Consider the following 26247-nt stretch of genomic DNA (forward strand, 5'->3'; position numbering starts at 1 on the left):
GGCGGGGGGGCGGGGGGGGGCCCCGCCCCCCCCCGGGGCGGGGGGCCCCCCCCCCCCCCCCCCCCCCCCCCCCCCCCCCCCCCCCCCCCCCCCCCCCGCCGCGCTGTCCGCGGCCCCGCGTGCGGGTAGCTTCGACGGACATGTCCGGTCCGTCCAGGAGGGTTCCGCATGCAGCCGTCCATCCTCGCCGCCCTGACCCGCTGGCTGGCCGGGGCCCGCCGCCGCGGCACGCATGTGCGGGCCTCCCTGTGGGCGTCGCTGATCACGCTCGGGGTGCTGCTCATCGGGTCCTGGCTGGTGGTGCCCGCGGAGCGGGGCGCGCCGAAGGCCACCATCACCTCCTTCCCCCGCGCCCTGTGGTGGTCGCTGGAGACGGCCACGACGGTCGGCTACGGCGACATGTACCCGGTCACGCTCTGGGGCCGGGTCATCGCGTGCGTGGTGATGTTCGTCGGCATCGCGCTGTTCGGCATCCTGACGGCCGCGCTCGCCACCTGGTTCGTCGGCGGCGCGGTGCACGAGCTGAAGGAGGCGGGTGCGCTGCTGCGGCGTGCGGGACACGCCGGGCGCGCCGACGCGTCGGCCGACGTCGAGGCGCTGCACCGCCGCTTCGACCGGCTGGAGGAGCTTGTACGGGAGGGGCGGGGCCCCAGGCCGTGACCGCGGCGCGCCCGGCCCCGGCGGCCTGGTGCGGACCCCGTCCGAGACGGGCGCCGACCCGCCCGGGGATTCTCGTGCCACTGGGATGCACTTGCGCATCATGTGCAATAAGGTGGAGACAGCTCGCCGCACCTTCCCGTGATCGTCTTCTCGGTGCCGTGCGCGGGCGGCAGGAGGGAGGGGCCCCGCGAGGACGTGACTCGCGCCCCCCCTCCGGCGTGTCCTGTGCGCGCGGCAGGCGCGCGCTCCGTGCGTGTGCGGGGCCCCGAAGGGTCAGGACACGTGCGGGCGCGTACCGGGCTCCTGGCGCGGCATGGTCTGCCTGGTCGGCGGGGTCGCCGGCTTGGGCAGCTGGCTGACCTCGTACTGCGCCAGGTTGTACTGGCCGCTCGTGTCCGGCAGCGCGGGGAACCTCCTGGTGGTGTCGCGGAAGCGGAAGGCCGACGTCAGGTCGCCCACCGTGTGCCGGCGCCACGCGCTGATGTTGGGCTCCCTGACGCCCGTGACCCGCTCCAGCAGGCGCAGCTGCGAGGTGTGGTCCGCCACCTCGGAGCTGACCCAGCCGCCCACCGTCCACGGCGACACGATGATGCAGGGCACCCGGAAGCCGAGGCCGACCGGCAGCCCGGCGCCCTCGACCCCGGTCGGGGAGGTCTTGGTGACGATCTCGTCGGCGGTGCCGGCCGGCGGGGTCGGCGGAACGACGTGGTCGAAGAGCCCGTCGTTCTCGTCGTAGGAGAGGATGAACGCGGTCTTCGCCCACACGTCCGGGTTCGCGGCGATCGCGTCCACGATGCTCGCCACGAACTGGGCGCCCGCGGCAGGCAGGTTGGCCGGGTGCTCGTCCAGGCCGCCGGGCGGGAACATCCAGCTGACCGTCGGGAGGCTGTCGTTCATCGCGTCGTACTGGAACTGGCCGAGCGGCGACGTCGCCACGGTCCGCCGGTACAGCTCGGAGTCGGGCGCGAGCGCCATGTACTGCGCCATGTGGTGGATCTGGTCGACGCCCGTGCCGTCCGGGTTCGAGTGGTAGAACTTGAAGCTCACACCGGCCTTGAGCAGCCGCTCCGGATACGTCGTCCAGGAGTACGTGCCCGCCGCCGCGCCGTTGTCGAGCGCGGGGCCGCCGTGCCGGCCGTTCGGGTCGACGGTGCCGCTCATCCACATGTAGCGGTTCGGGTGGGTCGGGCCGAGCACCGAGCAGTGGTAGTTGTCGAGCAGCGTGAAGTTCTCGGCGAGCGCGTACTGGAAGGGGATGTCCTCGCGGGTGTAGTAGCCCATCGTGTAGGGGCCGTTGGTGTTGCCGTCGGCGGCGCGGTGGGCCGGCAGCCAGTTGTCCATCTTGCCGCCGTTCCAGGCCGCGTGCTGCACCTCCCACGCGTGGCTGGTGGACGGGATGGCCTGGGCCGACGTGGTCTTCGTCTCCAGGTGGAAGGGCAGCATGTAGCCCTGCGCGCCGTTCGGGTCGGGCTGCTTGAACACCGGGTCGCCGTTCGGCAGCTTCACGGCCGTCCTGTCGCTGAAGCCGCGTACGCCGGAGAGCGTGCCGAAGTAGTGGTCGAACGAGCGGTTCTCCTGCATCAGCAGCACCACGTGCTTGATGTCCGAGAGTTTGCCGCCCTTGGTGGCACCGGCGGCGACCGCCTTGCGTACGTTGCTCGGCAGCGCGGCGTCCACGGCGGCGAGCGCGCCGACCGTGGCGGCGGAACCGAGGAGTCTGCGCCGGGTCGGGCCGGAGCGGGGGGTCGTACTCGGCTCCGCAGCTTCGTCGTTCATGTCCTGGGGTCCTCTCAACTCGGCGATGAGCCGGCTTCTGGGGCCAGGAAAGACTCGCGGCACCGGGTGGCGGCCCCGCGGTGCACGGCATGGACAGGACAGGAACAGCTGCCGAAGAGATGACCGGGCAGGCCGGCAACGCGCTCTGGTACACCCGGGGTTGGTCCGGCGTCCGCCTGCCGGACCGGTGCGGCCCCGACGCGCACCCGCCGCCGGACGCCGGGCCTTCGACGCGCGCGCCCGCCGCCGTCCCCGGCGGGTGCCGCGCCGCGCACGCCCCGCCTGGCAGGATGGCGGCCACCGGGTCCCGGGGAAGGGCCCGGCTCACACACCGGCGGACAGCGGAGGGACCGGCATGCGGTACATCATCATCGGGGCGGGCGCCGTCGGCGGCAGCATCGGGGGCCGGCTCGCGGAGGCCGGCACGGACGTCGTCCTCGTCGCCCGCGGCCGCCACCACGAGGCGCTGCGCGAGAAGGGCCTTGCCCTCACCACGCCCGAGGGGACACGGGTGCACACCGTCCCCGTCGCCGAGGAGCCGGACGGCGTCGCGCTGCGCCCGGACGACGTGCTGGTCCTCGCGGTCAAGACCCAGGACAGCCGGGCGGCGCTGACCGCCTGGGCGGGCCGGCCGGTCCAGGGCGGCGGCACTGCGGGGGAGCGGCTGCCCCTGGTGTGCGCGCAGAACGGCGTGGAGAGCGAGCGCCTCGCCCTGCGCCTCTTTCGGCGGGTGTACGCGATGTGCGTCTGGCTGCCCGCCACCCTGACCGGGCCGGGCGCGGTGCTCGCGCCGAGCACCCCGTACACCGGCATCCTGCACTTCGGCCGCTACCCCTCGGGCACGGACGACACCGCGCGGTCCATCGGCGCGGACCTGGAGGGCGCGCGGCTGCTCGCCCCCGTCGTGGCCGACGCGATGCGGTGGAAGTACGCCAAGCTGCTCTCCAACCTCGCCAACGCGGTCGAGGCGCTGTCCGGACTCGCGGACGCGGACGCCGAGGTGGTCTACCGGCGTGCCCTCGCCGAGGGCTGGGCGGTGCTGGCCGCCGCCGGGATCGACTGTGCGACACAGGCGGAGCAGGACGAGGCGCGCGCCCTCATCCACCTCGACCAGGCCACCGGCTCAGGCCGCGGCGGCGGTTCGTCCTGGCAGTCCCTCACCCGCGGTACCGGCACGATCGAGACGGACTACCTGAACGGCGAGATCGTCCTGCTCGGCCGGGTGCACGGGGTGGCCACCCCGGTCAACGAGACCCTCCAGCGGCTGGCCGACGCCTACGCCGCCGAGCACCGCCCGGCCGGTTCGCTGCCCGCCGCCGAACGGCGGGGGCGCGTGGAGAAGGCGGCGGCGCCGGACGCGGCCGGGTCCTGACCGCCGGCCGGGCGCACATCCCCCGCCGGTGCGGCGCCCCCGGCGTGCCGCCCGGCCCGCACGCCCCGACGCGAACGCGCCATCGGCCTGCGGTCGGCGGGGCGTCGGGGCCGGCTCCCGGGGGACACCGGCACCGGCCGCTGTCCGTCAGGTGTCCGCCGCCGCGCCGGGCGCCGCGATCAGCGGCCACAGCGTGTCCACCACCCGGTCGGGCAGGTCGGTCGGTGTGTCCGCGCTCCTGAGGTAGGCCGAGTAGTAGCTGCCCAGGCACAGGTCGGCCAGCGTGCCGAGATCGAGTCCGGGGCGCAGCAGCCCCTCGTCGTCCAGCCGCCGCAGGGTCCTGCCGAGTACCCGCGTCCGCGGCTCCACCGCGTGGCGGCGGACGAGTTCGAGCAGATCGGGCTCGCGTTCCGCCTCCACCAGCGCGTTCCCGACGATCTTCAGGCCGCGGCCGTGCAGCCCGCGCGGGTCCACGAGGCGCAGCGCCTCCTTGAGCGCGGCGACCGGTCCCAGTGCGTCGATGTGGTCCGTGGGCTGTTCCGCCTCGTCCTGCTGGAAGCTGAAGTCCAGCGCTTCCATGACCAGTTGGCGCTTGTTCGCCCACCGCCTGTACACGGTGGGACGGGTGACTCCCGCGTCGGCGGCGATGTCTCCGATGGTCATGCGCGAGTAGCCGTCGGCCGCCAGCCTGGCGACCGTCGCCCTCAGTATCGCGGTCTCCACGGATGGGTCCCGCGGTCTGCCGGGCCCCCGGGTCGCGGACCGCGCGTCACTCGCCGCCGCGCCCCGCGAGGGTGTGTTTCCAGCCGTTCGCCGCATCGGACGAGAATAGCTTGCCATGGCTTTACTTGACATGATCGTAAAGGAAAGTCACCGTGGGTGTGACGCCAAGTGCCCGATCAGTGGCCCATGGTGGTGTCCCTTCCTCCCCACAGGAGCGGCATGATCACGCAACTCGACGCCCTGGGCCCGGCCGGCCCGTTCCGCACCCGAGACCGCGCCGACGTGACCGACGTGTACGGGCAGACGGTGGCCGAACTCAGCCTCGTGCCAAGCCTGTACGTCAAGCGGACGATGAAGGCGCTCGGGCGCGCCAGGCCCCTCCCGCTGGACCTCAGGCTCCCCGCCCTCGAGCGGGCGGGCGAGATGTTCGCGGACGGCACGGTCGCCGGGATGACCGCGGCCGAGTACCGGGACACGGTCTGCCGGCTGTCCGGCACCCCACTCGCCAATGTGAGCTCCGCGGTTGACGCGATCAGGACCGCCGCGGCCGAGGCGTACACCAGCGCACAGGCGGGCCGCCCGAACGGCGCGGCCCTGGACTGGCGCGACGCCCCCGTCCGGGGCGGCTCGGGCGGCTGGGTCCGGCGCGGCGAGGTCTTCGCCGTGCACGCGGCGGGCAACCACCCGGGCGTGCACGCGCTGTGGCTCGAAGCCGTGGCCCTGGGCTTCCGGGTCGCCGTGCGGCCGTCGCGCCGCGAGCCGCTCACCCCGTTCCGGCTGGTCTCCGCCCTGCGTGAGGCCGGCTTCGGCGACGACGGCGTCGCCCTGCTGCCGACCGACCACGCCACGGCCGGCCAGATCCTGCTCTCGGCCGACCTGAGCATGGTGTACGGCGGCCAGGAGGTCATCGACAAGTACGCCGACGACCCGACCGTGCTGCCCAACGGCCCCGGCCGCTCCAAGATCCTCATCACCGCCGATACGGACTGGCGCGAGCACATCGACGTGATCGTCGACTCCGTGGCCCGGCATGGCGGAACCGCCTGCGTCAACGCCACCGCCGTCTTCGTGGAGGGCGACCCCGCGCCGCTCGCCGCGGCCCTCGCCGAGCGCCTCGCCACGATCCCCAGCCTGCCGCCGCACCACGAGAAGGCGGTGCTCCCCGTCCATCCGCTCGCTGGCGCGCGCGCCATCGAGCGGCACCTGCTCGACCGCGCCCGGGGCGCCCGCGCCCACCTCGGAGGCGACGGCGTCGTGGACGACCTCGGCGACGGCAGCGCCGTGCTGCGCCCCGCAGTCTTCGAACTCGACGACCCTGCGGCCCCCCAGACCGGCGTCGAACTGCCCTTCCCCTGCGTATGGGTGGCGCCCTGGACCCGTCAGGCCGGCGCGCGCGCCCTCACCGGCAGCCTCGTCCTCACGGCGCTCACCTCCGACGAGGACCTGCTGGACGAGCTGTACGCGGACCCCGACATCAGGAACCTCTACATCGGTGACCGCCCCACGCACTGGATGGCCCCCGGCGTCCCGCACGACGACTACCTCAGCTCGTTCCTGATGCGCTCCAAGGCGCTCGCGCGCGGCTGACCCACCGACCACCCCGGCCAACCCCCCACTCCCGAGCAGGAGATGACGTGTCCGTATCCTCAGGCGTCCCCATCCTCGATCTGCCCGTCGGCCGGCCGCGCGACCCCGACGAGTTCATCAGGGCCGCCATGGCCTGGCACTTCGGCCCCGAGACGGGGTCGCCGTTCTGGCTCAGGCGCGCCGCGACCCTCGGCTTCGACCCGCGCGCGGACGTCAAGACCGTGGACGACCTGGCCCTCTTCCCCAACGTCACCGACGAACTCCGCGACGTCGCCGCACGGGACCTGATCCCGCAGGGGTTCGGTCCGAGCACCCCCGTCGTCGGGGTCTTCGAGAGCGGCGGGACGACCGGCGCCCCCAAACGGGTCCCCCTCCTCCAGCACTGGGCCGACCAGAACGCCGACTTCCTCGGCGCCGAACTCGACGCGGCCGGCGTCCCCCGGGACGTGGACTGGCTGATGCTCTGCCCCACCGGGCCGCACATGGTCGGCAACCTGGTCGGCCGGGTGATCCAGGCCCGCGGGGGCATCGCCTACAGCGTCGACTTCGACCCCCGCTGGGTGAAGCGGCTCGCCGGCGCGGAGCGCCCCGACGAGGTCTCGGCGTACGTCGCCCACCTCCTTGAGCAGTCCCGGCACGTCCTGCGCGGGCAGCGGATCGGCGGCGTGATGAGCACGCCGCCGCTGCTCGAGGCGTTCGCCACCGACGACGAACTCACCGAACTCGTCGGCGACTGGGTCAAGGGCATCATGTGGGGCGGCGCCCACATGAACGAGGACACCCGCGCTCTGCTGCGCGGCGAAGTGTGGCCGGGGATACCGCTGCTCGGCGTCTACGGAAGCACCATGATCGCCGGGGGCGCCCCGGAGCGCGTCGGCACGGGCCCCGACGACCCGTGCGTCTTCGACCCGCAGACCCCGTTCACCACCTTCCGCGTGATCGACCCGGACACCGGCATGCCGGTGGCGTACGGCGAGCGCGGCCAGGTCGTGATGAACCACGTGAGTGCGTCGTTCCTGCTGCCCAACAACCTCGAACGCGACACGGCCGTACGGGTCGAACCGCCGGCGGGCGCCGTGGGCGACTCGGTCGGCGAGGTCGGCCCGCTGCCCACGTTCGGCGAGCACACCGTCATCGAGGGCGTGTACTGATCCGCCACCGCGGGTCCCACCGCGTCGCGCGCAGCGGTGGGACCTGGCGCGCGGCGCGCGCTGTCAGGCCGAGCGCGGCGCGGGCACCCGGTCAGGCCGGCCGCCGCCGCGCGCGCGGGCCGCGAAGGGCTCCGCGGCGAACAGCGCCGCGGCCTCCGCGTACCGCGCCAACAGCAGGTCGGCCACCTCCGGCGCCGGGCCCAGCACGTCCGCCAGGACATCGGCGCCCGCCGCCGCCGCTCCTGCGGCGATCCGGTCGGGCAGCCGGCCCGGCGCGATCACGTACGGCGCCACGGCCACCCGCCGTGCCCCCGCCGCCCGCAGCTCCCGCACCGCGTCCTCGGTACGGGGGAGCGCCGCGGAGGCGAACGCGGGCCGCACAGCGCACCAGCCGGCGCGCCGCCACTCCCGCGCGATGCCGCCGATCACCGCGCCCGCCTCCGGGTCGGTGGAGCCCGCGGACGCGAGGACGACCCCGGTCGACGGGCGGTCGGCCGGCCGCAGCCCGGCCTCGGGGGGGCGCCGGTCCAGCGCCCGCAGCAGCAGCGGCGAGGGCCCGAGCACGGGCGCCTGCCGGAGCCGCAGCAGCGGATGGCGCGCGGACGCCTCGCCCAGCACGGCCGGGATGTCCGCCTTGGCGTGGAAGGCGCGCGTCAGCAGCAGCGGCACCGCCACCACCTCGCGCACCACGCCGTCCTCGCGCGCCTGCGCCGCGAGCCGGTCCAGCAGCCCGGGCACCGACGGCGCGTTGAAGTCGAGGAAGCCCGTCTCCACCCGGAGCCCCGGCCGCTGCGACCTGACGCGCTCGGCGAGCGCGTGGACGGTCGCCGCGTGCCGCGGATCGCGGCTGCCGTGGGCGATGACGAGCAGGACGGGACGTACGTCGTGCATGCGGATCAACTCTTGGTGACGAGGCCGCGGCTGCGGAGCACCCACCGCTCCAGCGGACTGAAGACCAGCAGGTCCACCGCGACACCGACGATCAGGATCAGGAAGATCGCCAGGAACACCATGGACATGCTGCTGTTGGTGCGGCCGTTCTCCAGCAGCTGGCCGAGGCCGATGCCGAGATCGGGGGAGGACGCGATGATCTCCGCGGCCATCAGCGACCGCCAGGAGAACGCCCAGCCCTGCTTCAAGCCTGCCAGATAGCCGGGCAGCGCGGCCGGCATCACGATGTGCCACGTGCCCCGCAGCCCCGTCGCGCCCAGCGTCCGCCCGGCCCGCAGGTACAGGGGCGGCACCTGGTCCACCCCGGAGACCAGGCCGTTCGCGATCGACGGGACCGCGCCCAGCAGGATCACCGCGTACATCATCCGGTCGTTCAGCCCCAGCCAGATGACCGCGGGCGGCACCCACGCCACCGACGGCAGCGACTGGAGGCCCGAGAGGATCGGGCCGATCGCCGCCCGCACCGGCTTGACGCGGGCCACCACCAGGCCGAGCGGCGTGCCGATCACCAGCGCGAGCAGGAAGCCGAGCAGGCCCCGCTCCACACTCGTCCAGATGTAGCCGAGCAGGGTGCCCTGCTCCCAGGCGTCCGTCACCTCGCCCCACACGGCACCGGGCGAGGGCAGCTTGTAGCTGGGCGCGACGTGCGCGAGCACCAGCAGCTCCCACACCACCAGCACCAGCACGATCGCGGTCACCGGTGGCAGCACCTTCGCGACCAGGGTGCGCCGCAGCGGCACCCGGGCGGGGCCCGAGGTCTCCAGCGCGTCCAGGCCCGCTTCGAGCCCCGCCAGGTCCTGCCGGGCGTCCGGCGCGCCCTCGGCGGCGTCCGGCGGCGTCGTGTCAGTGCTGGCCATGGCGGCGGATCTCCCCACGGAGTTGTTCGGTGATCTCGACGGACAGCGCGGCGACGGCCGGGTCCTCGATGCGGCGCGGCTGCGGGATGTCGACCTGCCACTCCCGCGCCACCCTGCCGGGGCGCGAGGAGAGCAGGACGACCCGCTGCGCGAGCCGCACCGCCTCGCGCACGTTGTGCGTGACGAACAGGACGGACACGTCCGTCTCGCGCCAGATCCGGGTCAGTTCGTCGTGCAGCACGTCCCGGGTGATGGCGTCGAGCGCGGCGAACGGCTCGTCCATCAGCAGCAGTCTGCTGTCCTGCGCCAGTGCCCTGGCCAGCGCGACACGCTGGCGCATCCCGCCGGACAGCTCGTGCACGCGCTTGCCGTACGCGCCCTTCAGCCGGACCAGTTCGAGCAGCCGCTCCGCCTCGCCGCGCCGCGCCGGCCGCGGGACGCCCCGCAGCCGGAGCGCCAGCTCGATGTTCTTGCCGGCGGTCAGCCACGGGAAGAGGGCGTGCTCCTGGAACATCAGGGCCGGCCTGCCGCCGGTGCTGATCGTGCCCGCCGTGGGCTCGTCGAGCCCCGCCACGAGCCCGAGCAGCGTCGACTTGCCGCAGCCGGACGCCCCCAGGAGTGTGACGAACTCGCCGGGGGCGACATCGAGGGTGATGTCGTCCAGGACGAGCTGGCGGCCTGCGGCCGTGCCGAATGCCTTCGAGACATGGTCGATCCGGGCGGCGTGCTCCACCGCCGGGGTCTCGTCGGCGGCCTTGACGAGCGAGGACGCCATGGTCGTCACCTCCTGGGAGCGTTCGTGGCGTGCGGAATGGGGACGGGTTGACGGGTACCGCTACTCGTGCAGCGTTCCGAGCGGGGTCACTTCGCGCCGAGGCCGGCGTCCGACACGGTCGGCCGCCCCTCGGACGTGAGCACCTTGTTCAGCGGGTCCAGGTCGTAGATGCCCTTGAGGTCGGGCTTCTTGAGGAGGCCCGCCGAGACGGCGTGGTCCGCCTCCGCCTGGAGCGTGGCCGCCAGCGGGTCGTCGGTGATCCTGATCGACGGCCAGGCCGAGTCGAGGACGCTCGGCTTGAGGGCCTTGCCGGACAGCGACTTGAGCGCGTCGTTCGCGGACGCCTTCGCCTGGTCCGGGTTGGCGTTGATCCACTTGTTGGTGTCGACGGAGCCCTTGAGCACGGCCTGCACGACGTCCGGGTGCGCCTTGAGGAAGGACTGCGACACCACGATGTTGGTGATCACGAACTTCTTGCCCGGCCACAGGCTCGACTCGTCGATGAGCGTCTTGCCGCCCTCGCCGAGCAGCTGCGAGGCGGTGGGTTCGGGCACCCAGGCGCCGTCGATCGCCCCGGTCCTGAAGGCGTCCACGGTCACACTGTTGTCCTCGCGGACGACCGACACCGCGCCCTTGCCGGACTGCGGATCGACCTTCCAGCCCTTGCTGTTCAGCCAGTTGAGGAAGGCGACGTCCTGCGTGTTGCCGAGCTGCGGCGTCGCTATCTTCTTGCCCTTGAGGTCGTCCACCGACTTGACCTTCTTCGGGTTGACGACCAGCTTGACGCCGCCGGAGGCCGAACCGCCGATGATCTTGAGGCTCTTGCCGCCGGACTGGGTGTAGGCGTTGATGGCGGGGGAGGGGCCGATGAAGCCGATGTCGATGCTGCCCGCGTTGAGCGCCTCGACCTCGGACGGGCCCGCGTTGAACGTCGTGCCCTTGACCTGGGTGCCGCCCAGGTCCTTCTGGAAGATGCCGCGCTGGACGCCGACCAGGGCGGTGGCGTGGGTCAGGTTCGGGAAGTACCCGATCCTGACCTGGTCGGCGGAGAGCTTCTTCCCGCCGGTGGACGCCGCGGGCGAGGCGGCGCTCTTGTCGGCCTTGGAGCCGTAGCCGCAGGAGGTGATCAGCAGCGCGGCGAGCGGCAGGGCCGTGACGACGGCCAGGCGTCGGCGTGCGGAGGTACGGAGAACGGACATCGGGAGGCTGGTCCTCTCGGTGACCCGGAGAGCGCGTCCCGCGTGATCACGGGGGCGTGTCCGGTACGTCGGCGGATGGAGGTCGGTGCGGAGCGGGCACGTGGGGGGTGTGGGCGCGCGAGCGGTGCGCGTACGTCATCGCACACATCGCGCCACACCGCCGGTGCCGGCTCCGAGCGCGCCGCTGCCCACCCGGCCGCCCTCCTTCGCGAACGTCCCGTAGACGTCCCGCGCCCGTTCGCACATCAGAAGTCCCAGCCCTCGTCCTCCGCCGCCTCAGCCGTCTCCGCGGCCTTCTCGGCGAACGCGCTGCCGGCCATGCCCGCCGTCAGCGTGGTGCCGTCCGCCGGGTCGATCAGCAGGAACGAGCCCGTACGGCGGCAGTCGGCGTACGCGTCGAGCGCCAGCGGCTCGGCCGTACGCACCACGACGCGGCCGATGTCGTTCGCGACGAGCTGCCCCGGCGCGGGGTGCTGGGACAGGTCCGCGAGCGTCAGCCGCGACGGGATGTCCTTCACGATCGCCTTCACCGTGCGTGTGGTGTGCTTCACGAGCACTCGCTGACCCACCGTCAGCGGACGGTCCGCCACATGGCACACCGTCGCCTCGATGTCCCGCGTCGTGGCGGGCGCCGTCGCGGCCGGGGCGATCAGGTCGCCGCGCGACACGTCGATGTCGTCCGCGAGCCGCACCGTCACGGACTGCGGCGCCCACGCCACCGACACGCTCTCGCCGAGGGCGTCGATGCCCTCGACGGTCGATGTCCTGCCGGAGGGCAGCACCGTCACCGCGTCGCCCACCCGCAGCACACCGGACGCGATCTGGCCCGCGTAGCCGCGGTAGTCGGGATGGCTCGGCGACTGCGGCCTGATCACGTACTGCACGGGGAAGCGGGCCGGGCAGTCGGCGAGGTCGTGGCCGGCCGGCACGGACTCCAGGTGTTCGAGCACCGTCGGGCCGCCGTACCAGTCCATGTGCGCGGACGGCTCCACGACGTTGTCCCCGGCGAGCGCGGAGATCGGGATCGCCGTCACCTCGGGTACGCCCAGCGACTCGGCGTACGAGGTGAACGCGGAGGCGATCCGTGCGAACACCGGTTCCGCGTAGTCGACCAGGTCCATCTTGTTGACGGCCAGCACCACGTGCGGCACCCGCAACAGCGCGGCGACCGCCGCGTGCCTGCGGGTCTGCTCCACCACGCCGTTGCGCGCGTCGACCAGGACGACGGCCAGCTCCGCGGTGGACGCGCCGGTCACCATGTTGCGCGTGTACTGCACGTGCCCCGGGGTGTCGGCGAGGATGAACCGCCGCCTGGCGGTGGCGAAGTAGCGGTACGCCACGTCGATGGTGATGCCCTGCTCGCGCTCGGCCCGCAGGCCGTCCGTCAGCAGAGCCAGGTCGGGCGCCTCCTGGCCGCGGCTGCGCGAGGCGTGCTCCACGGCCTCCAACTGGTCGGCCAGGACGGACTTCGAGTCGTGCAGCAGCCGGCCCACGAGGGTGGACTTGCCGTCGTCCACGGAGCCCGCGGTGGCGAAGCGCAGCAGCGTCGTCGCCGACAGCCCCTCCGCGAACTGCTCGGTGGCAGTGGTCATGGTTAGAAGTACCCCTCGCGCTTGCGGTCTTCCATGGCCGCCTCGGACAGCTTGTCGTCGGCGCGGGTCGCGCCCCGCTCGGTGAGCCGCGCGGTGGCGATCTCGGCGATCACGGCGTCCAGCGTCGCCGCGTCCGAGTCGACGGCGCCGGTGCAGGACATGTCGCCGACCGTGCGGTAGCGCACCGTGCGCTTCTCCACCCGCTCGCCCTGCCGCGGGCCGCCCCAGCCGCCCGCGGTCAGCCACATCCCGCTCCGGTTGAACACCTCGCGCTCGTGTGCGAAGTAGATCTCCGGCAGGGCGATCTCCTCGCGGGCGATGTACTGCCACACGTCCAGCTCGGTCCAGTTGGAGATCGGGAAGACCCGCACGTGCTCGCCCGGCGCGTGCCGCCCGTTGTACAGCTGCCACAGCTCGGGGCGCTGGCGGCGCGGGTCCCACTGCGAGAACTCGTCCCGCAGCGAGAACACCCGCTCCTTGGCGCGGGCCTTCTCCTCGTCGCGCCGGCCGCCGCCGAACACCGCGTCGAACCGCTCGGACTGGATGCGCTCCGTCAACGGCACGGTCTGGAGCGGGTTGCGGGTGCCGTCGGGGCGCTCGCGCAGTGTGCCCGCGTCGATGTACTCCTGTACGGAGGCGACATGGAGCCGCAGCCCGTGCTCGGCGACGACCCGGTCCCGGAACGCCAGCACCTCGGGGAAGTTGTGCCCTGTGTCGACGTGCAGCAGCGAGAACGGCACCGGCGCGGGCGTGAACGCCTTCAGCGCCAGGTGCAGCATCACGATCGAGTCCTTGCCGCCGGAGAAGAGGATCACCGGCCGCTCGAACTCGCCCGCCACCTCGCGGAAGATGTGCACCGCCTCCGACTCCAGCGCGTCCAGGTGGCTGAGCGCGTACGGCGCGTCGGTGCCCTCCCCAGCGCCCTTGACGGTCGTGGTCACGCGAGACCCCTTTCGGTGAGCAGCGCGTGCAGCGCCGCCGCTGACTCCTGCACGGACTGGGTGTGCGACTCGATCCGCAGGTCGGGCGCCGTGGGCTCCTCGTAGGGGTCGTCCACGCCGGTCAGTCCCGAGATCTCGCCGGCCGCCTGCTTCGCGTACAGGCCCTTGACGTCCCGGACGCTGCACACCTCGACGGGTGTCGCGACATGCACCTCCAGGTAGGCGGTGGCCTCGGCCGCGTGCCGCTTGCGCACGGCCTCGCGGCTGTCCGCGTACGGCGCGATGACCGGGACGAGCGCCTTCACGCCCTGGGACGCGAGCAGTTCCGCGACGAACCCGATGCGCTGCACATTGGTGTGCCGGTCCTCGCGGCTGAAGCCGAGGCCCGCGGAGAGGAACTCCCGGATCTCGTCGCCGTCCAGCACCTCGACGCGGTGCCCCTGGGCCCGCAGCTGCCCGGCGAGCTCCCGCGCGATGGTCGTCTTGCCCGCGCTGGGCAGCCCGGTGAGCCAGACCGTGGCGCCCTGGTCCGTCACGCTCAACTCGTTCTCCTGGGTGTCGTCGAAGTTGTCGAAGTTATCGGGGTTGTCGGGGGTGTCGGGCTCGTGTCGGCGCCGCCGCCGGTCGCGTCCGTGCCGCGTACGGTGTGACCGGCCGCCGGGCCGGCCGCGTGCCCCGCGGTGGCGCGGTCAACGGTCATGCGTGGATGCCGCATTCCGTCTTGCCGAGTCCCGCCCAGCGTCCGGCGCGTGCGTCCTCGCCCGCCAGCAGCCGACGGGTGCACGGCGCGCAGCCGACCGACCCGTAGCCGTCCATGAGCAGCGGGTTGGTGAGGACCCCGTGCTCTGCCGCGTACTGTTCCACGTCTTCCTGTGACCACCGCGCGATCGGGCTGATCTTCACCTTGCCGCGCTTCTCGTCGAAGGCGACCACGGGGGTGCCGGCCCGGGTGGGCGACTCGTCGCGGCGCAGCCCGGTGGCCCACGCGTCGTATCCGGCGAGGCCCTCGTTCAGCGGCGCGACCTTGCGCAGCGCGCAGCACAGGTCGGGGTCGCGGTCGTGGAGCCTCGGCCCGTACTCGGCGTCCTGTTCCGCGACGCTCTGCCGCGGCGTGAGCGTGATGACGTTCACGTCCATCACCGCGTCCACCGCGTCCCTGGTGCCGATCGTCTCGGGGAAGTGGTAGCCGGTGTCGAGGAACACCACGTCGACGCCGGGCAGGGCCGTGGACGCGAGATGGGCGACGACGGCGTCCTCCATCGAGGACGTCACGCACAGGCGCCTGCCGAAGGCCCTGGCCGCCCAGGCCATGATCTCCTGCGCGGACGCGTCCTCCAGGTCGCGCCCCGCGCGCTCGGCGAGCGCCCGCAGGTCCTCGGTGCCGGTCGGACTGCTCATATCTCTTCCCCTCCGTCACTCCGTGGCGCTCCGCGGGCCAGGAGCCCGAGGAACGTGAGGTGGAAGGCCCGGTTGCAGGCCGCGCACTCCCAGGCTCCGTGGCGCTGTTCGCTCGGGCGGAGATCCTCGTCACCGCAGTAGGGGCAGTAGAAGGGTGCGGCGCGTTCGGTCATCGCGGACTCCGCGGCGGCGGGGAGGACGGCAGGGCCGGGCGGGCGGCTGCCCCCGGGGACGCGGTGGCGGTCCTCACGACAGCGCCTCCTCGCCGGCCCGCGCGGCCCAGGCCGCGAAGCGCTCACCGTCCTCGCGCTCCTTCTGGAAGCGGGTCAGGACGCGCTCGACGTAGTCCGGCAGCTCCTCGGCGGTGACCTTCAGGCCCCGGACCTTGCGGCCGAAGCCGGCCCGCAGGCCGAGCGCGCCGCCCAGGTGCACCTGGAAGCCCTCCACCTGGTTGCCCTCGCCGTCCAGCACGAGCTGGCCCTTGAGTCCGATGTCCGCGACCTGGATACGGGCGCACGCGTTGGGGCAGCCGTTCAGGTTGATGCTGATCGGCTCGTCGAAGTCCGGGAGCCTGCGCTCCAGTTCGTCGATGAGGTCGGCGCCGCGCTGCTTCGTCTCCACGATCGCGAGCTTGCAGAACTCGATACCGGTGCAGGCCATCACCCCGCGCCGGAACGGCGAGGGCCGGGCCTGGAGGCCGAGCGCCGCGAGTCCCTCGACCAGCGACTCCACCCGGTCCTCGGCCACGTCGAGGATGAGCATCTTCTGCTCGACGGTCGTGCGCAGCCGGTCCGAGCCGTGCGCGGCGGCCAGGTCGGCGAGCTTCGTCAGGGTCGGCCCGTCGACCCGGCCCACGCGCGGGGCGAAGCCCACGTAGAACCGGCCGTCCTGCTGCCGGTGCACACCGAGGTGGTCGCGCCACCGGGAGACGGGCTCGGCGGGCGGGGGGCCGTCGATGAGCTCGCGCTCGAGGTACTCGTCCTGGAGGACCCGCCGGAACTCCTCCGGGCCCCAGTCGGCCACCAGGAACTTCAGGCGGGCGCGGGTGCGCAGCCGCCGGTAGCCGTAGTCGCGGAAGATCCCGACGACGCCGGCCCACACCTCGTGCACCTCGCCGAGCGGCACCCAGGCGCCGAGGCGCACCCCGATCTTCGGGTTGGTGGACAGGCCGCCGCCGACCCACAGGTCGAAGCCGGGGCCGTGCTCGGGGTGCTCGACGCCGACGAAGGCGATGTCGTTGATCTCGTGCACCACGTCGAGGACGGGCGAGCCGGAGATCGCGGTCTTGAACTTGCGGGGGAGGTTCGAGAACTCCTTGGAGCCGATGTACTTCTCGGTGATCTCGTCGATCGCGGGCGTGCCGTCGATGATCTCGTCCTCGGCGATGCCGGCCACCGGGGAGCCGATGATCACGCGGGGCACGTCGCCGCAGGCCTCGGTCGTGGACAGGCCGACCCCTTCGAGGCGCCGCCAGATCTCCGGCACGTTCTCGATGTCGATCCAGTGCAGCTGGATGTTCTGCCGGTCGGTGATGTCCGCGGTGCCGCGGGCGAACTCCTCGGAGATGCCGCCGATGACGCGGAGCTGCTCGGTGGTGAGCCGCCCGCCGTCGATCCTGACCCGCATCATGAAGTAGCGGTCGTCCAGCTCCTCGGGCTCCAGGATCGCGGTCTTGCCGCCGTCGATCCCGGGCTTGCGCTGCGTGTACAGCCCCCACCAGCGCATCCGGCCGCGGAGGTCGGCGGGGTCGATCGAGTCGAAGCCCGCGCGCGAGTAGATCGTCTCAATGCGTGTCCGCACATTGAGACCGTCGTCATCCTTCTTGCTCTGCTCGTTGGGGTTGAGCGGAGTGAAGTGCCCCTTGGCCCACTGGCCCTCCCCGCGGTGGCGGCTCACCTTGCGGCGCGGGCGTGCGGGTTCGGAGTTTTCCGGCATGGCGGCCATGGTGATTACGTCCTTCGGGACTGCGGGAGGGCGGCTCACGGCCGCACGGGTACACGCAGGCGCTGCGCTGCGCCGCTGGGTACAGGCGTGGAGCTCGAAAACGGGGAGTGCTGGGAGGCTCAGCTCACCGAACAGATGGCGCTGGACATGCGGCAGAGATCGACGTGCCGCCGACTCACCAGAGCAATACCAGCATCAGACATGACGAAAGCGTTTCACGGCGCAATCCGGCGAGTCCACCATTGTCCGTCATGCGGACGAAAGTATCTCGCCGAATGAGACGACGATCCTTGGTCATGGTTGGTTCAGAGGCCGCGAGAGGGCCCCTGGCCAGGGCCCGGGGGACAGTACGTCGGGCTCCTGCCCGACTTTCGTGTCGAACACCGTGAACCCCCGCCGCAGATAGTTGCCCATCGCGTGCGGCCCGTCCTTCGAGCAGGTGTGCAGCCATACCGTCCGCGTCGCGGACAGCTCCGGCCACCGTTCGCCCAGGTCCCAGGCGCGCGCCGTCGCGCAGGTGAGCAGATGCCCCCCGATGCGCCGGCCCCGGAACGCCGGCAGCAGCCCGAAGTAGACGATCTCCACCGCCCCGTCCGCCCCCGCCGCGAGCTCCGCGTACCCCGCCGGAGTGCCGTTCTCGTACGCGACCCACGTCTCCACGACCAGCGCCGCGAGCAGCGCCGCCCACTGCTCGTACCCGAGCCCGAGCCGGTCCGTCCACCGCACGTCGCCGCCGACCGCCGTGTACAGGAACCGGCTGAACTCGGGCGACGGCACCTCGGCCCGGACGATCCGCACACCGGCCACGGGCCCCCGCGCCGGGCGCAGGTCGGCGGGGGACGTCTGCCGCAGGGACCAGGTGGTCACGGTGATCGTGCTCATGGCGCAAGGCAATCACGCCGCGCCCCCAGCACCGCGGGCGCGGTCGAGTGCGGCAGCAGGTCCGCCAGGTCCGCCGGGGCCACCAGCTCCACCTCGACCTCCTCACGGAAGCGGTAGGGCCGGTGGTCGAGCACCCCCGACAGATGGCGGCGCATCCGCGACATCTCCGCCCGCACCGTCACCGTGCGCGTCGCGTCGCCGAACACGTCCCCCGCGAGCTGGGCCGCGCTGCGCCCCGACCGGTGCACCGCCAGCACGTACAGCAGCTCCGCGTGGCGCGGGCTCAGCTCCTGCCGCCAGCTGCCCGCGGGACCCGACACCACCAGCGAGCGGCGGCGCGGCACGCTCACGTCCAGCACCACCCGGCTCGCGGCATCCGCGGACGCGCCCTCCCCGTCCAGGCGGAGCAGCCAGCCGCCCGGCAGCGGCTCGACCGTGCACCCGCCGAGCGCCGGATGCCACAGGCGCCCCGCGCGAAACGACTTCGGCAACGCGATCCGGTCCACCGGCGCCATCCCCGTGACCGCCGCGGTCCAGCCGTGCGGATCGACCACGACCGCCCGCCCCGTCACCCGGCACAGCACCGGCGCCGCCACCGACCGCAGCCGCTCCACCGCTTTCCGGTGCCGCTCCCGCAGTTCGGACTCCGCGAGCCGCGCCACCGAGGTCACCAGCGGCAGGGTCGACGGATGGAAGCCGCGCGCGGGACCCGACACGTCCACCGTGCCCAGCAGCCGCCCGTCGCGCGGGTCGCGCACCGGAGCCGCCGCACAGGTCCAGGTGTGCAGCGCCCCGACGAAGTGCTCCGCCGCGTGCACCTGGACCGGGGCGCGGGTCGCGAGCGCCGTGCCGATCGCGTTGGTGCCCGTGGCGTGCTCGGCCCAGACCACGCCCTCCTCCAGCCGTATCGCCTCGGCCCCGCGCAGCACCGCCCCGTCGCCCGAGCGCCACAGCACCGTGCCCTCCTCATCGGTGACCGCGACCATCTGCGACGACGCGTTCGCCAGGTCCGTCAACGCGCCACCGACGGTGGGCATCGTCTCCGCGAGCGCCGTGGCGCGTCTGCGGTGCTCCAGTTCGGCCCGGCCCACCGCGACCCGCTCGCCCAGCCGCTCGGAGAGCACCCCGAAGCCCGCCATCCGCTCCCACGACGCGCCGATCTCCGGCCGGGGCGCCACCGGCGGGCGTTCACCGGCGAGCGCCGCGTCCCGCACCCGGCGCAGCAGGCTCATGGCCCGGTCTCCGTCCTGGGCCATGAGCCGGGCCAGATCGAGCGGTACGTCCTTCATCGATCCCCCTCGGCGGCGGTGGCGGAGTGGCCGAAAGCGCTCCGCGCGGCACTCTCGGCCGAGGGCCCCGGCAAGGCCCGTGACGACTTCCACGCTGCAACGTTGTGCAACTCTCGCGTACTCCTGACTCCGTGTAAGAGAGTGGGAACAGGCCAGGGACGGCGCCGTGTCGGCGCGGCACCGCCCCTGGTTTCGGTGTGCCGGCCCGCAGGCCGTGAGGGGGCCCGGAGGCCGCCCGAGGGGCCCGTGGCGACAGTCCCGCGGGCCCGGGGCCGGGAGGCCGCCAGGCAGGCCCGCAGGGGCCGTCAGGAGGCGGGCCCCGGCCGAAAGCCCGTCAAGCCGCCTGCGGCCGGGCCCGGTTCACCACCGGCGCCAGGTCGAGGCCGCCCGGCAGCGTGCCGAAGGCGACGCCCCAGTCGCCGCCCAGCCGCGAGGCGCAGAACGCGTCCGCGACCGGGGCCGGCGCCCACCGCACCAGCAGGGACCCCTGGAGCACCAGCGCCATCCGCTCCACCAGCCGCCGGGCCCGGCCCTCGATGCCCTCCAGGTCCCCGAGTTCGGTGAGCATGTTCTTGACCGCCCCGTCCAGCCGGTGGTCCGCGCCCCGCGCCCGCCCGAGCTCCCCGAGGAACGCGTCGAGGGCCCCGGGCTCGCGCTGCACCGCGCGCAGGACGTCGAGAGCCTGCACGTTGCCCGCGCCCTCCCAGATCGAGTTGAGCGGCGACTCCCGCAGCAGCCGCGGCATGCCGGACTCCTCCACGTAGCCGTTGCCGCCCAGGCATTCCAGCGCCTCGACCGCGAGCGGCGTACAGCGCTTCGTCACCCAGTACTTGGCCACCGGCACCGCGAGCCGCAGGAACGCCCGCTCCCGCGCGGCCAGTTCACCCTCGCCCGCACAGGCCGTGTCGTACGCCGCCGCGAGGCGCAGCGCCAGCGTCGTGGCCGCCTCCGACTCCAGGGCCAGATCGGCCAGGACATTGCGCATCAGCGGCTTGTCGCCCAGCTCCCCGCCGAACGCCCGCCGGTGGACGGCGTGATGGACGGCCTGCGCGACCGACTGCCGCATCACCGCCGCCGAGCCCAGCACGCAGTCGAGGCGGGTGGCCGCCACCATCTCGATGATGGTGCGCACCCCCCTGCCCTCCTCGCCGACCCGGCGCGCCCACGTGTCCTCGAACTCCACCTCGGCCGACGCGTTGGACCGGTTGCCCAGCTTGTCCTTCAGGCGCTGGAGCCGGAACACGTTGGGCGTGCCGTCCGGCAGGACCCGCTCGAGCAGGAAGCACGTCAGCCCGCCGGGAGCCTGCGCGAGCACCAGGAAGCCGTCGCTCATCGGCGCGGAGCAGAACCACTTGTGCCCGGTGAGGAGGTACTCGCCCGCCGCGTCCAGCGGCCGGGCCGCCGTCGTGTTGGCCTGGACGTCGCTGCCGCCCTGCTTCTCCGTCATGCCCATCCCGAACAGCACGCCCGGCTTCCGGCCGCCGGGCGCGAGCCCCGGCTCGTACGCCCGCGACGTCAGCCGCGGTTCCCACTCGGCGGCGAGCGCGGGGTCGGTGCGCAGCGCGGGCACCGCCGCGTGCGTCATCGACACCGGGCAGCCGTGCCCCGCGTCGGTCTGCGCCCACACGAGGAACCCGGCGGCGCGCCTGACGTGCCCGGCGGGCCTGCCCCACGCGTCCGTCAGCCCCGCGGAGACGGCGTGGCCGAGGAGCCGGTGGTACGAGGGGTGGTAGTCGACCTCGTCGATCCGGTTGCCGTACCGGTCGTGCGTACGCAGCTTCGGAGGGTTCTCGTTCGCCTCAGCCGCCCACTGCTGGGCCTGCGCGGAACCCGCCGAGAGGCCGAGCGTTCTGAGCTCCTCGCGCACGTCCCCCAGGAGGTCCTGCGGGGTGTGCCGGTCCACTGCCTCGGTCAGTGCGGAGTCCGTGCCGAAGACGTCGTACCCCACCAGGAGCGGAACCTGGTTGGTCACTGTGTGGGTGCTGGGTGCCATACGGATACGGTAAGTAGGTGCAGGCAGCAAAAGAAACACCAGAGCCGCCATCCGGGCGGCTGCGCAGGGCCCGCGTGCTCTACCGCAATGTCTCAAAGCGGAAGATGGCCTGGCATCTCCTCAAAGACACGGTCAACTCCTGCATGGAGTACCGGATTCTGGGGCTCGCGGCGGAAGCGGCGTTCTGGACGCTGCTGTCGCTGCCGCCGTTGTTGCTGGCGCTGATCGGTCTGCTCGGCTACGTCGACGCCTGGACCGACACCCACACGGTGGCGTCGATCGACAAGAACATCCTGACGGCCGTCGGGACCGTGCTGTCGGACCGGGGCGTCAACCAGATCGCCAAGCCGCTGCTCAAGGACGTCACCGAGGGCGGCAGGCCCGACATCGTCTCCATCGGCTTCGCGATCTCCCTGTGGTCCGGCTCCCGCGCGGTCAACGTCTTCGTCGACACGATCACCGTGATGTACGGCCTCGACGGCAGGCGCGGGATCGTCGCGACACGCATCCTCTCGTTCCTGCTGTACCTGGCAGGACTCGTGATCGGCGCGATCGTGCTGCCGCTCGCCGTGGTCGGCCCGGACCGGCTGGTGTCGCTGCTGCCGTGGGGGACCGAGGTCGTCAGCGTCCTGTACTGGCCCGTCGTCATCGTCCTGTCGATCGCCTTCCTCACCACGCTCTACCACGTGTCCGTGCCGGTCAGAGCGCCCTGGATCGAGGACGTCCCGGGCGCGCTGATCGCCCTCGCCATGTGGATTCTGGGCAGTTTCCTGCTGCGGATCTACGTCACCAGCCAGATCGAGGGCCCGACCATCTACGGCTCACTCGCGGCGCCCATCGCGGTGCTCCTGTGGATCGGTGTGTCCGCTTTCGCGGTCCTGGTGGGGGCGGCCGTGAACGCGGCGGTCGACCGCGTCTGGCCGTCCCTCGCCACGGCGGCGGCCCGCGCCTCCAACGAACGGCTGCGTTCGGCGCAGTCCGCGGAGCTGATCTCGCGGGCGGCGGCGGCCTCGGCCCAGGCACAGGACGAGAGCGATCCCGACATGCCCTCGGAGTTCCCCGAGCGCTGGTCGCGGTTCCTGCCGCCCGACGACCTCAAGAGCCGCCTGCGCGCCCAGGACAAGGACAAGGACAAGGAGCGGGACCGCGACCGGGGGGACCGCGGCGACTTCAACGGCTGAGCCGTACACGGCGTTTGGCGGTCTCGCGCGGTCTTTGGCGGCCTTGCGCGCCGTGGGGCGGCCTTCGGCGGCTTTTCGCGGCGGCAGCGGGCCGCACCGCCCTCGGCGGCCGAGCGTCCGCTCGCGCCGTCCCGGGCGAACTGTAGGGCCCCGGGAGACTCTCTAGACTGGACGCATGTACAGCGAGCGTCCCTCGCGGTTTCCGGGTGCCGTCGTGTGGCGCCGGGAGATCGGGCCGGGCGACTCCAGGCCCGTACTGCCGGACGGCTGCATGGACCTGCTGTGGATCGACGGGGCGCTGTCCGTCGCGGGCCCCGACACCCGGGGCCATGTCGCGGACGCGCCCGTACGTGAGGCCTGCGTCGGCGTACGGATGCCGCCGGGCACCGCTCCCGCACTGCTCGGTGTGCCCGCCCACGCGCTGCGCGACCAGCGCCCGGCCCTCGCGGACGTGTGGTCGGGGCACCGGGCCGGGCCGTTCGTGCGGCGGCTGCGGGCCGCCGCGGACCCCGCCGCCGAGCTGGAGGCCGTCGCGCTGGACCTGGCCGCCGCGTCGCCCGCGCCCGATCCGCTCCTGCGCGCCGTCGCGGACCGCCTCGCCGCCGGCTGCCCCGTCGCGGCGACCGCGGACGCCGTGGGGCTCGGCGCGCGGCAGCTGCACCGGCGCGCCCTCGACGGGTTCGGCTACGGCCCCAAGACGCTCGCCAGGGTCCTCCGCCTCCAGCGCGCCCTGGGGCTGGTCCGGGCGGATGCCACGTTCGCCGGGGCCGCGGTACGCGCCGGATACGCGGACCAGGCGCACCTGGCCCGCGACATGCGCGCCTTGACCGGCCTGACCCTGACCGGCTACGCCGCGTCCCTCCCGTGAGGCGGCCGGGCGCCCGAGCGGCGGGACCGCCCGCCGGCCCCGGCCGGCCCGTCACCGGCGCGCGCTTCCGTATCCGCGTCAGCCCGTGCTTCCGCGTCCGCGCGCGCTTCCGTATCCGCACCCGCCCGTGCTTCCGCGTCGGCGCTTGTTTCCGTCACCGAGACGTAAGACACGCCAGGACCGGCGGCGCCGCGCGGGCGGGGACACTGGAGCCATGCACACCATCCTCGTCGTCGACGACGACCCGACGGTCGCCGAGGTCGTCACCGCCTACCTCGAACGTGCCGGGTTCCGGGTCGACCGCGCAGGTGACGGCCCCGAGGCCCTGCGTCTCGCCGAGGCCCACGCGCCCGCGCTCGTCGTGCTCGATCTGATGCTCCCCGGCATGAACGGCCTCGACGTCTGCCGCCGCCTGCGGGAGCGCGGCCCCGTGCCGGTGATCATGCTCACCGCGCTCGGCGGCGAGGACGACCGCATCCTCGGCCTGGAGATCGGCGCGGACGACTACGTCACCAAGCCGTTCAGCCCCCGGGAGCTCGTCCTGCGCGTCGAGTCCGTGCTGCGCAGGGGCCACGCCGAACAGGCGCCCCCGAGCGAGCCCCCGCTCCGCCTCGCGGGCCTCACCCTGGACCGCTCCGCGCGCAGCGCCACCAGGAACGGCCGGGCGCTGTCCCTGACCCTGCGCGAGTTCGAACTGCTCGCCCACCTCATGAGCCACCCGGGTGTCGCCCTCGGCCGGGAGCAGCTGATGCACGACGTGTGGGGGTGGGAGTTCGGCGACCTGTCGACCGTCACCGTCCATGTCCGCAGGCTGCGCGGCAAGATCGAGGACGACCCGGCGAGGCCCCGGCTGATCCGGACGGTCTGGGGCGTGGGGTACCGCTTCGACGTACCGGACGAGGCGGACCCGCGGGACGAGGCGGACCCGTCCGAGGACCACGCGGCCGGCGGGGCCGGCACGGCGGGCGCGACCGCGGGCCCGCATGGGGCCGGTACGGCGGGCGCGACCGCGGGCCCGCACGGCGCCGGCCGAGCGGAGCGCTGACCGTGCACGGGATCGCCGACATGCTCGTCATCGCCGCGTACGCGTTCTGCGGGGCCGCCGCCGCCGGACTGCTCGGGGCACTCGCGCTGCGCCTACTGCGCGGGCGCAGCGTCGCCGTCGGCATCACCGTCGTCGCGGCGGTCGCCGTCACGGCCATGCTGGCGGGCACCCTCGCGGTCGCGGAGGCGATGTTCCTCTCCACGCACGACCTGTCGGTCGTCACCACCGTGGTCGCCATGGCCGCCGTCGTGTCGATGGCGACCGCGCTGCTCCTGGGCCGCTGGTTCGTCGCCCGCAGCCGCGAACTCACGCTCGCCGCACGCTCGTTCGGCGAGGGCGGCAGTTTCGCCGCGCCGGACGGCGCGTCCACCGCGGAGCTCACCGCGCTCAGCGACGAACTCGCGGCCACCAGCGAACGCCTCGCGCGTTCACGCGAGCGCGAGCGGGCGCTGGAGAGCTCCCGGCGCGAACTCGTCGCCTGGATCTCGCACGACCTGCGTACCCCGCTGGCGGGGCTGCGCGCCATGTCGGAGGCCCTGGAGGACGGCGTGGTCCAGGACCCCGCCCGGTACTTCCGGCAGATCACGGCCGAGGTGGACCGGCTGAACTCGATGGTCGGCGACCTGTTCGAGCTGTCCACCATCCACGCGGGGACGCTGCCGCTCTCGCCGACCCGCATGTCCGTCTACGACCTGGTGGGTGAGGCCCTCGCGGGGGCCGATCCGCTCGCCCGCGAACACGGCGTGCGGTTGATCGGCGACCGGGTCGATCCGGCCCCGGTCGAGGTGGACGGCAAGGAGATGACCAGGGTTCTGGCCAACCTCCTGGTCAACGCGATCCACCGGACCCCGGCCGACGGCACGGTCGCCGTCGCGGCGGAGCTGCGCGACGACAGCGTGGTGCTCTCGGTCACGGACGGCTGCGGCGGCATCCCCGCCGAGGACCTGCCGAGGGTCTTCGACACCGGGTGGCGCGGCACTCAGGCACGTACGCCTCCGGGCGGCGCGGGGCTCGGACTCGCGATCGTGCGGGGGATCGTGGAGGCCCACCAGGGCCGGGCCGCCGTGCGGAACGTGTCGGGCGGCTGCCGCTTCGAGGTGACGCTCCCGACGGTCACCGCCACCGCCACGGGGGCGTAGCGCCCGGGCCCTCGGCCGTGGTCGTACGCAGGGGGCACGCGGGGCCCGAGGGACGGGCACCGCGTGCCCCCGCGTGGCCGGGAGGACGCCGCGTACGAGGGAACGCCGCGGATCAGCGGACTAGAAGACGCTCAGGCCGTACGCGTTGAGCGCTTCCGTGACCGGCTGGAAGAACGTGGTGCCGCCCGAGGTGCAGTCGCCGCTGCCGCCGGACGTCAGGCCGAGGGCCTTCGAGCCGTCGAACAGCGGGCCGCCGCTGTCGCCGGGCTCGGCGCAGACGTTGGTCTGGATGAGGCCGGAGACCGTGCCCTCCGCGTAGCGGACGGTCGCGTTGACGGCCTGGACCGTACCGGTGTGGACGCCGGAGGTGGAGCCGCTGCGGGTGACCCGCTCACCCACGGTCGCGTTGCCGGACGAGGTGATGTCCTGGTACGAGCCGTTGTACAGGTCGACCCGGCCGTCGTTGGCGGTGGCGGCCTTGCTGAGCTTGATCAGGCCGTAGTCGTTGCCCGGGAACTGGGAGTCCGCCGTGGTGCCCAGCTGGGCGCCGCTGCCGGACGTCCAGCTGGTGCCGCCCTCGGCGGTGCAGTGGCCGGCGGTCAGGGCGTAGTAGGTGCTGCCGCTGCGGACGTTGAAGCCGAGGGAGCAGCGGTACTCGGAGTTCTCGATGGCGTCACCGGCGGCGACCAGCGGCTTGAACTGGCCGGTGGCGTGCTTGACGACGAGCTTCGAGGTGTCGGGGACGGCGTTCTTGATCTTCGCGACCTCGGCGGACGAGACGGTCTTGTCGACCGTGACGACGACCTTGCCGGACGCCGGGTCCGTGTACCAGGCGGTGCCGGGCGCGGCCGACTCGTCGACGGCGCTGCTCGTGGCGGCGATCGCCGCCGCGGTCGCGGAGGGCGTCGCGACGGGGGCGGGCTG

General features: G+C 73.4%; 24 protein-coding genes and 1 pseudogene. 8 read left to right on the forward strand and 17 right to left on the reverse strand.

Going from position 1 to position 26247, the window contains the following annotated elements:
- Nucleotides 1-168: 168 nt before the first annotated feature.
- Nucleotides 169-660, forward strand: a complete 492-nt coding sequence (locus tag LCE31_RS11440) for a potassium channel family protein (RefSeq protein ID WP_225014080.1) — start codon at nt 169-171, stop codon at nt 658-660.
- 273 nt (nt 661-933) lie between these two features.
- On the opposite strand, the gene LCE31_RS11445 is transcribed toward LCE31_RS11440, so the two are convergent.
- On the reverse strand, nt 934-2436 hold the full coding sequence (locus tag LCE31_RS11445) for an alkaline phosphatase family protein (protein ID WP_225014081.1): 1503 nt from the start codon (nt 2434-2436) through the stop codon (nt 934-936).
- A gap of 355 nt (nt 2437-2791) precedes the next feature.
- Between LCE31_RS11445 and LCE31_RS11450 the strand changes: the two genes are divergently transcribed.
- Nucleotides 2792-3808, forward strand: a complete 1017-nt coding sequence (locus LCE31_RS11450; RefSeq protein ID WP_225014082.1) for a ketopantoate reductase family protein — start codon at nt 2792-2794, stop codon at nt 3806-3808.
- A 147-nt stretch (nt 3809-3955) separates the two neighbouring features.
- Here the strand turns inward: LCE31_RS11450 and LCE31_RS11455 are convergent, their stop codons facing one another.
- Nucleotides 3956-4531, reverse strand: a complete 576-nt coding sequence (locus tag LCE31_RS11455) for a TetR/AcrR family transcriptional regulator (RefSeq protein ID WP_225014083.1) — start codon at nt 4529-4531, stop codon at nt 3956-3958.
- 219 nt (nt 4532-4750) lie between these two features.
- Between LCE31_RS11455 and LCE31_RS11460 the strand changes: the two genes are divergently transcribed.
- Both LCE31_RS11460 and LCE31_RS11465 read left to right on the forward strand, forming a co-directional pair.
- Nucleotides 4751-6118 (forward strand): aldehyde dehydrogenase family protein, encoded by a 1368-nt coding sequence (locus LCE31_RS11460; RefSeq protein ID WP_225014084.1) that lies wholly within the window; start codon nt 4751-4753, stop codon nt 6116-6118.
- A 47-nt stretch (nt 6119-6165) separates the two neighbouring features.
- Entirely contained in the window at nt 6166-7269 is a 1104-nt protein-coding gene (locus LCE31_RS11465) for a phenazine antibiotic biosynthesis protein (protein ID WP_225014085.1), read from the forward strand.
- 63 nt (nt 7270-7332) lie between these two features.
- Here LCE31_RS11465 and LCE31_RS11470 read toward each other — a convergent pair whose 3' ends face one another.
- The 14 genes and pseudogenes from LCE31_RS11470 to LCE31_RS11530 form a co-directional block, all read right to left on the reverse strand.
- Nucleotides 7333-8160: a sirohydrochlorin chelatase gene (locus LCE31_RS11470; protein WP_225014086.1), complete on the reverse strand. Its 828-nt coding sequence runs from the start codon at nt 8158-8160 to the stop codon at nt 7333-7335.
- 5 nt (nt 8161-8165) lie between these two features.
- The gene (locus LCE31_RS11475) at nt 8166-9077 is read right to left on the reverse strand and encodes an ABC transporter permease (protein WP_225014087.1); all 912 of its coding nucleotides are present in this window, start codon (nt 9075-9077) and stop codon (nt 8166-8168) included.
- Nucleotides 9064-9852, reverse strand: a complete 789-nt coding sequence (locus LCE31_RS11480) for an ABC transporter ATP-binding protein (RefSeq protein ID WP_225014088.1) — start codon at nt 9850-9852, stop codon at nt 9064-9066. The genes LCE31_RS11475 and LCE31_RS11480 overlap by 14 nt, the downstream gene beginning before the upstream one ends.
- An 86-nt stretch (nt 9853-9938) precedes the next feature.
- Nucleotides 9939-11051: an aliphatic sulfonate ABC transporter substrate-binding protein gene (locus tag LCE31_RS11485; RefSeq protein ID WP_225014089.1), complete on the reverse strand. Its 1113-nt coding sequence runs from the start codon at nt 11049-11051 to the stop codon at nt 9939-9941.
- A 245-nt stretch (nt 11052-11296) separates the two neighbouring features.
- Nucleotides 11297-12643: a sulfate adenylyltransferase subunit 1 gene (locus LCE31_RS11490; RefSeq protein WP_225014090.1), complete on the reverse strand. Its 1347-nt coding sequence runs from the start codon at nt 12641-12643 to the stop codon at nt 11297-11299.
- A 2-nt stretch (nt 12644-12645) separates the two neighbouring features.
- A complete protein-coding gene (cysD, locus tag LCE31_RS11495; RefSeq protein WP_225014091.1) occupies nt 12646-13584 on the reverse strand; it encodes a sulfate adenylyltransferase subunit CysD in 939 nt (312 codons plus the stop codon).
- The gene (gene cysC, locus LCE31_RS11500; protein ID WP_225014092.1) at nt 13581-14126 is read right to left on the reverse strand and encodes an adenylyl-sulfate kinase; all 546 of its coding nucleotides are present in this window, start codon (nt 14124-14126) and stop codon (nt 13581-13583) included. The genes cysD and cysC overlap by 4 nt, the downstream gene beginning before the upstream one ends.
- Before the next feature lie 154 nt (nt 14127-14280).
- Nucleotides 14281-14982, reverse strand: a complete 702-nt coding sequence (locus LCE31_RS11505) for a phosphoadenylyl-sulfate reductase (protein ID WP_225014093.1) — start codon at nt 14980-14982, stop codon at nt 14281-14283.
- A complete protein-coding gene (locus tag LCE31_RS11510; RefSeq protein WP_225014094.1) occupies nt 14979-15155 on the reverse strand; it encodes a hypothetical protein in 177 nt (58 codons plus the stop codon). The genes LCE31_RS11505 and LCE31_RS11510 overlap by 4 nt, the downstream gene beginning before the upstream one ends.
- A 73-nt stretch (nt 15156-15228) precedes the next feature.
- The gene (locus LCE31_RS11515) at nt 15229-16926 is read right to left on the reverse strand and encodes a nitrite/sulfite reductase (protein ID WP_225014095.1); all 1698 of its coding nucleotides are present in this window, start codon (nt 16924-16926) and stop codon (nt 15229-15231) included.
- A gap of 119 nt (nt 16927-17045) precedes the next feature.
- Nucleotides 17046-17117 (reverse strand): annotated as a pseudogene (locus LCE31_RS41185) (putative leader peptide); the annotation flags it as partial.
- A gap of 103 nt (nt 17118-17220) precedes the next feature.
- The gene (locus tag LCE31_RS11520; protein WP_225014096.1) at nt 17221-17808 is read right to left on the reverse strand and encodes a GNAT family N-acetyltransferase; all 588 of its coding nucleotides are present in this window, start codon (nt 17806-17808) and stop codon (nt 17221-17223) included.
- The gene (locus tag LCE31_RS11525; protein WP_225014097.1) at nt 17805-19097 is read right to left on the reverse strand and encodes a GAF domain-containing protein; all 1293 of its coding nucleotides are present in this window, start codon (nt 19095-19097) and stop codon (nt 17805-17807) included. The genes LCE31_RS11520 and LCE31_RS11525 overlap by 4 nt, the downstream gene beginning before the upstream one ends.
- 334 nt (nt 19098-19431) lie before the next feature.
- Nucleotides 19432-21090: an acyl-CoA dehydrogenase family protein gene (locus LCE31_RS11530; RefSeq protein WP_225014098.1), complete on the reverse strand. Its 1659-nt coding sequence runs from the start codon at nt 21088-21090 to the stop codon at nt 19432-19434.
- Between the two features lie 17 nt (nt 21091-21107).
- Between LCE31_RS11530 and LCE31_RS11535 the strand changes: the two genes are divergently transcribed.
- The 4 genes from LCE31_RS11535 (at nt 21108) to LCE31_RS11550 (ending at nt 25323) form a co-directional block, all read left to right on the forward strand.
- Nucleotides 21108-22271 carry a YihY/virulence factor BrkB family protein gene (locus tag LCE31_RS11535; RefSeq protein WP_225014099.1) on the forward strand — a complete coding sequence of 388 codons (1164 nt, stop codon included), beginning with the start codon at nt 21108-21110 and terminating at the stop codon, nt 22269-22271.
- Nucleotides 22272-22446: 175 nt separating this feature from the next.
- On the forward strand, nt 22447-23139 hold the full coding sequence (locus LCE31_RS11540; RefSeq protein WP_225014100.1) for an AraC family transcriptional regulator: 693 nt from the start codon (nt 22447-22449) through the stop codon (nt 23137-23139).
- A gap of 214 nt (nt 23140-23353) precedes the next feature.
- Nucleotides 23354-24184, forward strand: a complete 831-nt coding sequence (locus LCE31_RS11545) for a response regulator transcription factor (protein ID WP_225014101.1) — start codon at nt 23354-23356, stop codon at nt 24182-24184.
- An 11-nt stretch (nt 24185-24195) separates the two neighbouring features.
- Nucleotides 24196-25323 (forward strand): sensor histidine kinase, encoded by a 1128-nt coding sequence (locus LCE31_RS11550; protein WP_225014103.1) that lies wholly within the window; start codon nt 24196-24198, stop codon nt 25321-25323.
- Nucleotides 25324-25443: 120 nt separating this feature from the next.
- On the opposite strand, the gene LCE31_RS11555 is transcribed toward LCE31_RS11550, so the two are convergent.
- Nucleotides 25444-26247: S1 family peptidase (locus LCE31_RS11555; protein WP_225014102.1), on the reverse strand; the 804-nt coding region annotated here is incomplete at its 5' end.

This window comes from Streptomyces sp. 8L (genome assembly GCF_020176795.1).
Lineage (GTDB): Bacteria > Actinomycetota > Actinomycetes > Streptomycetales > Streptomycetaceae > Streptomyces.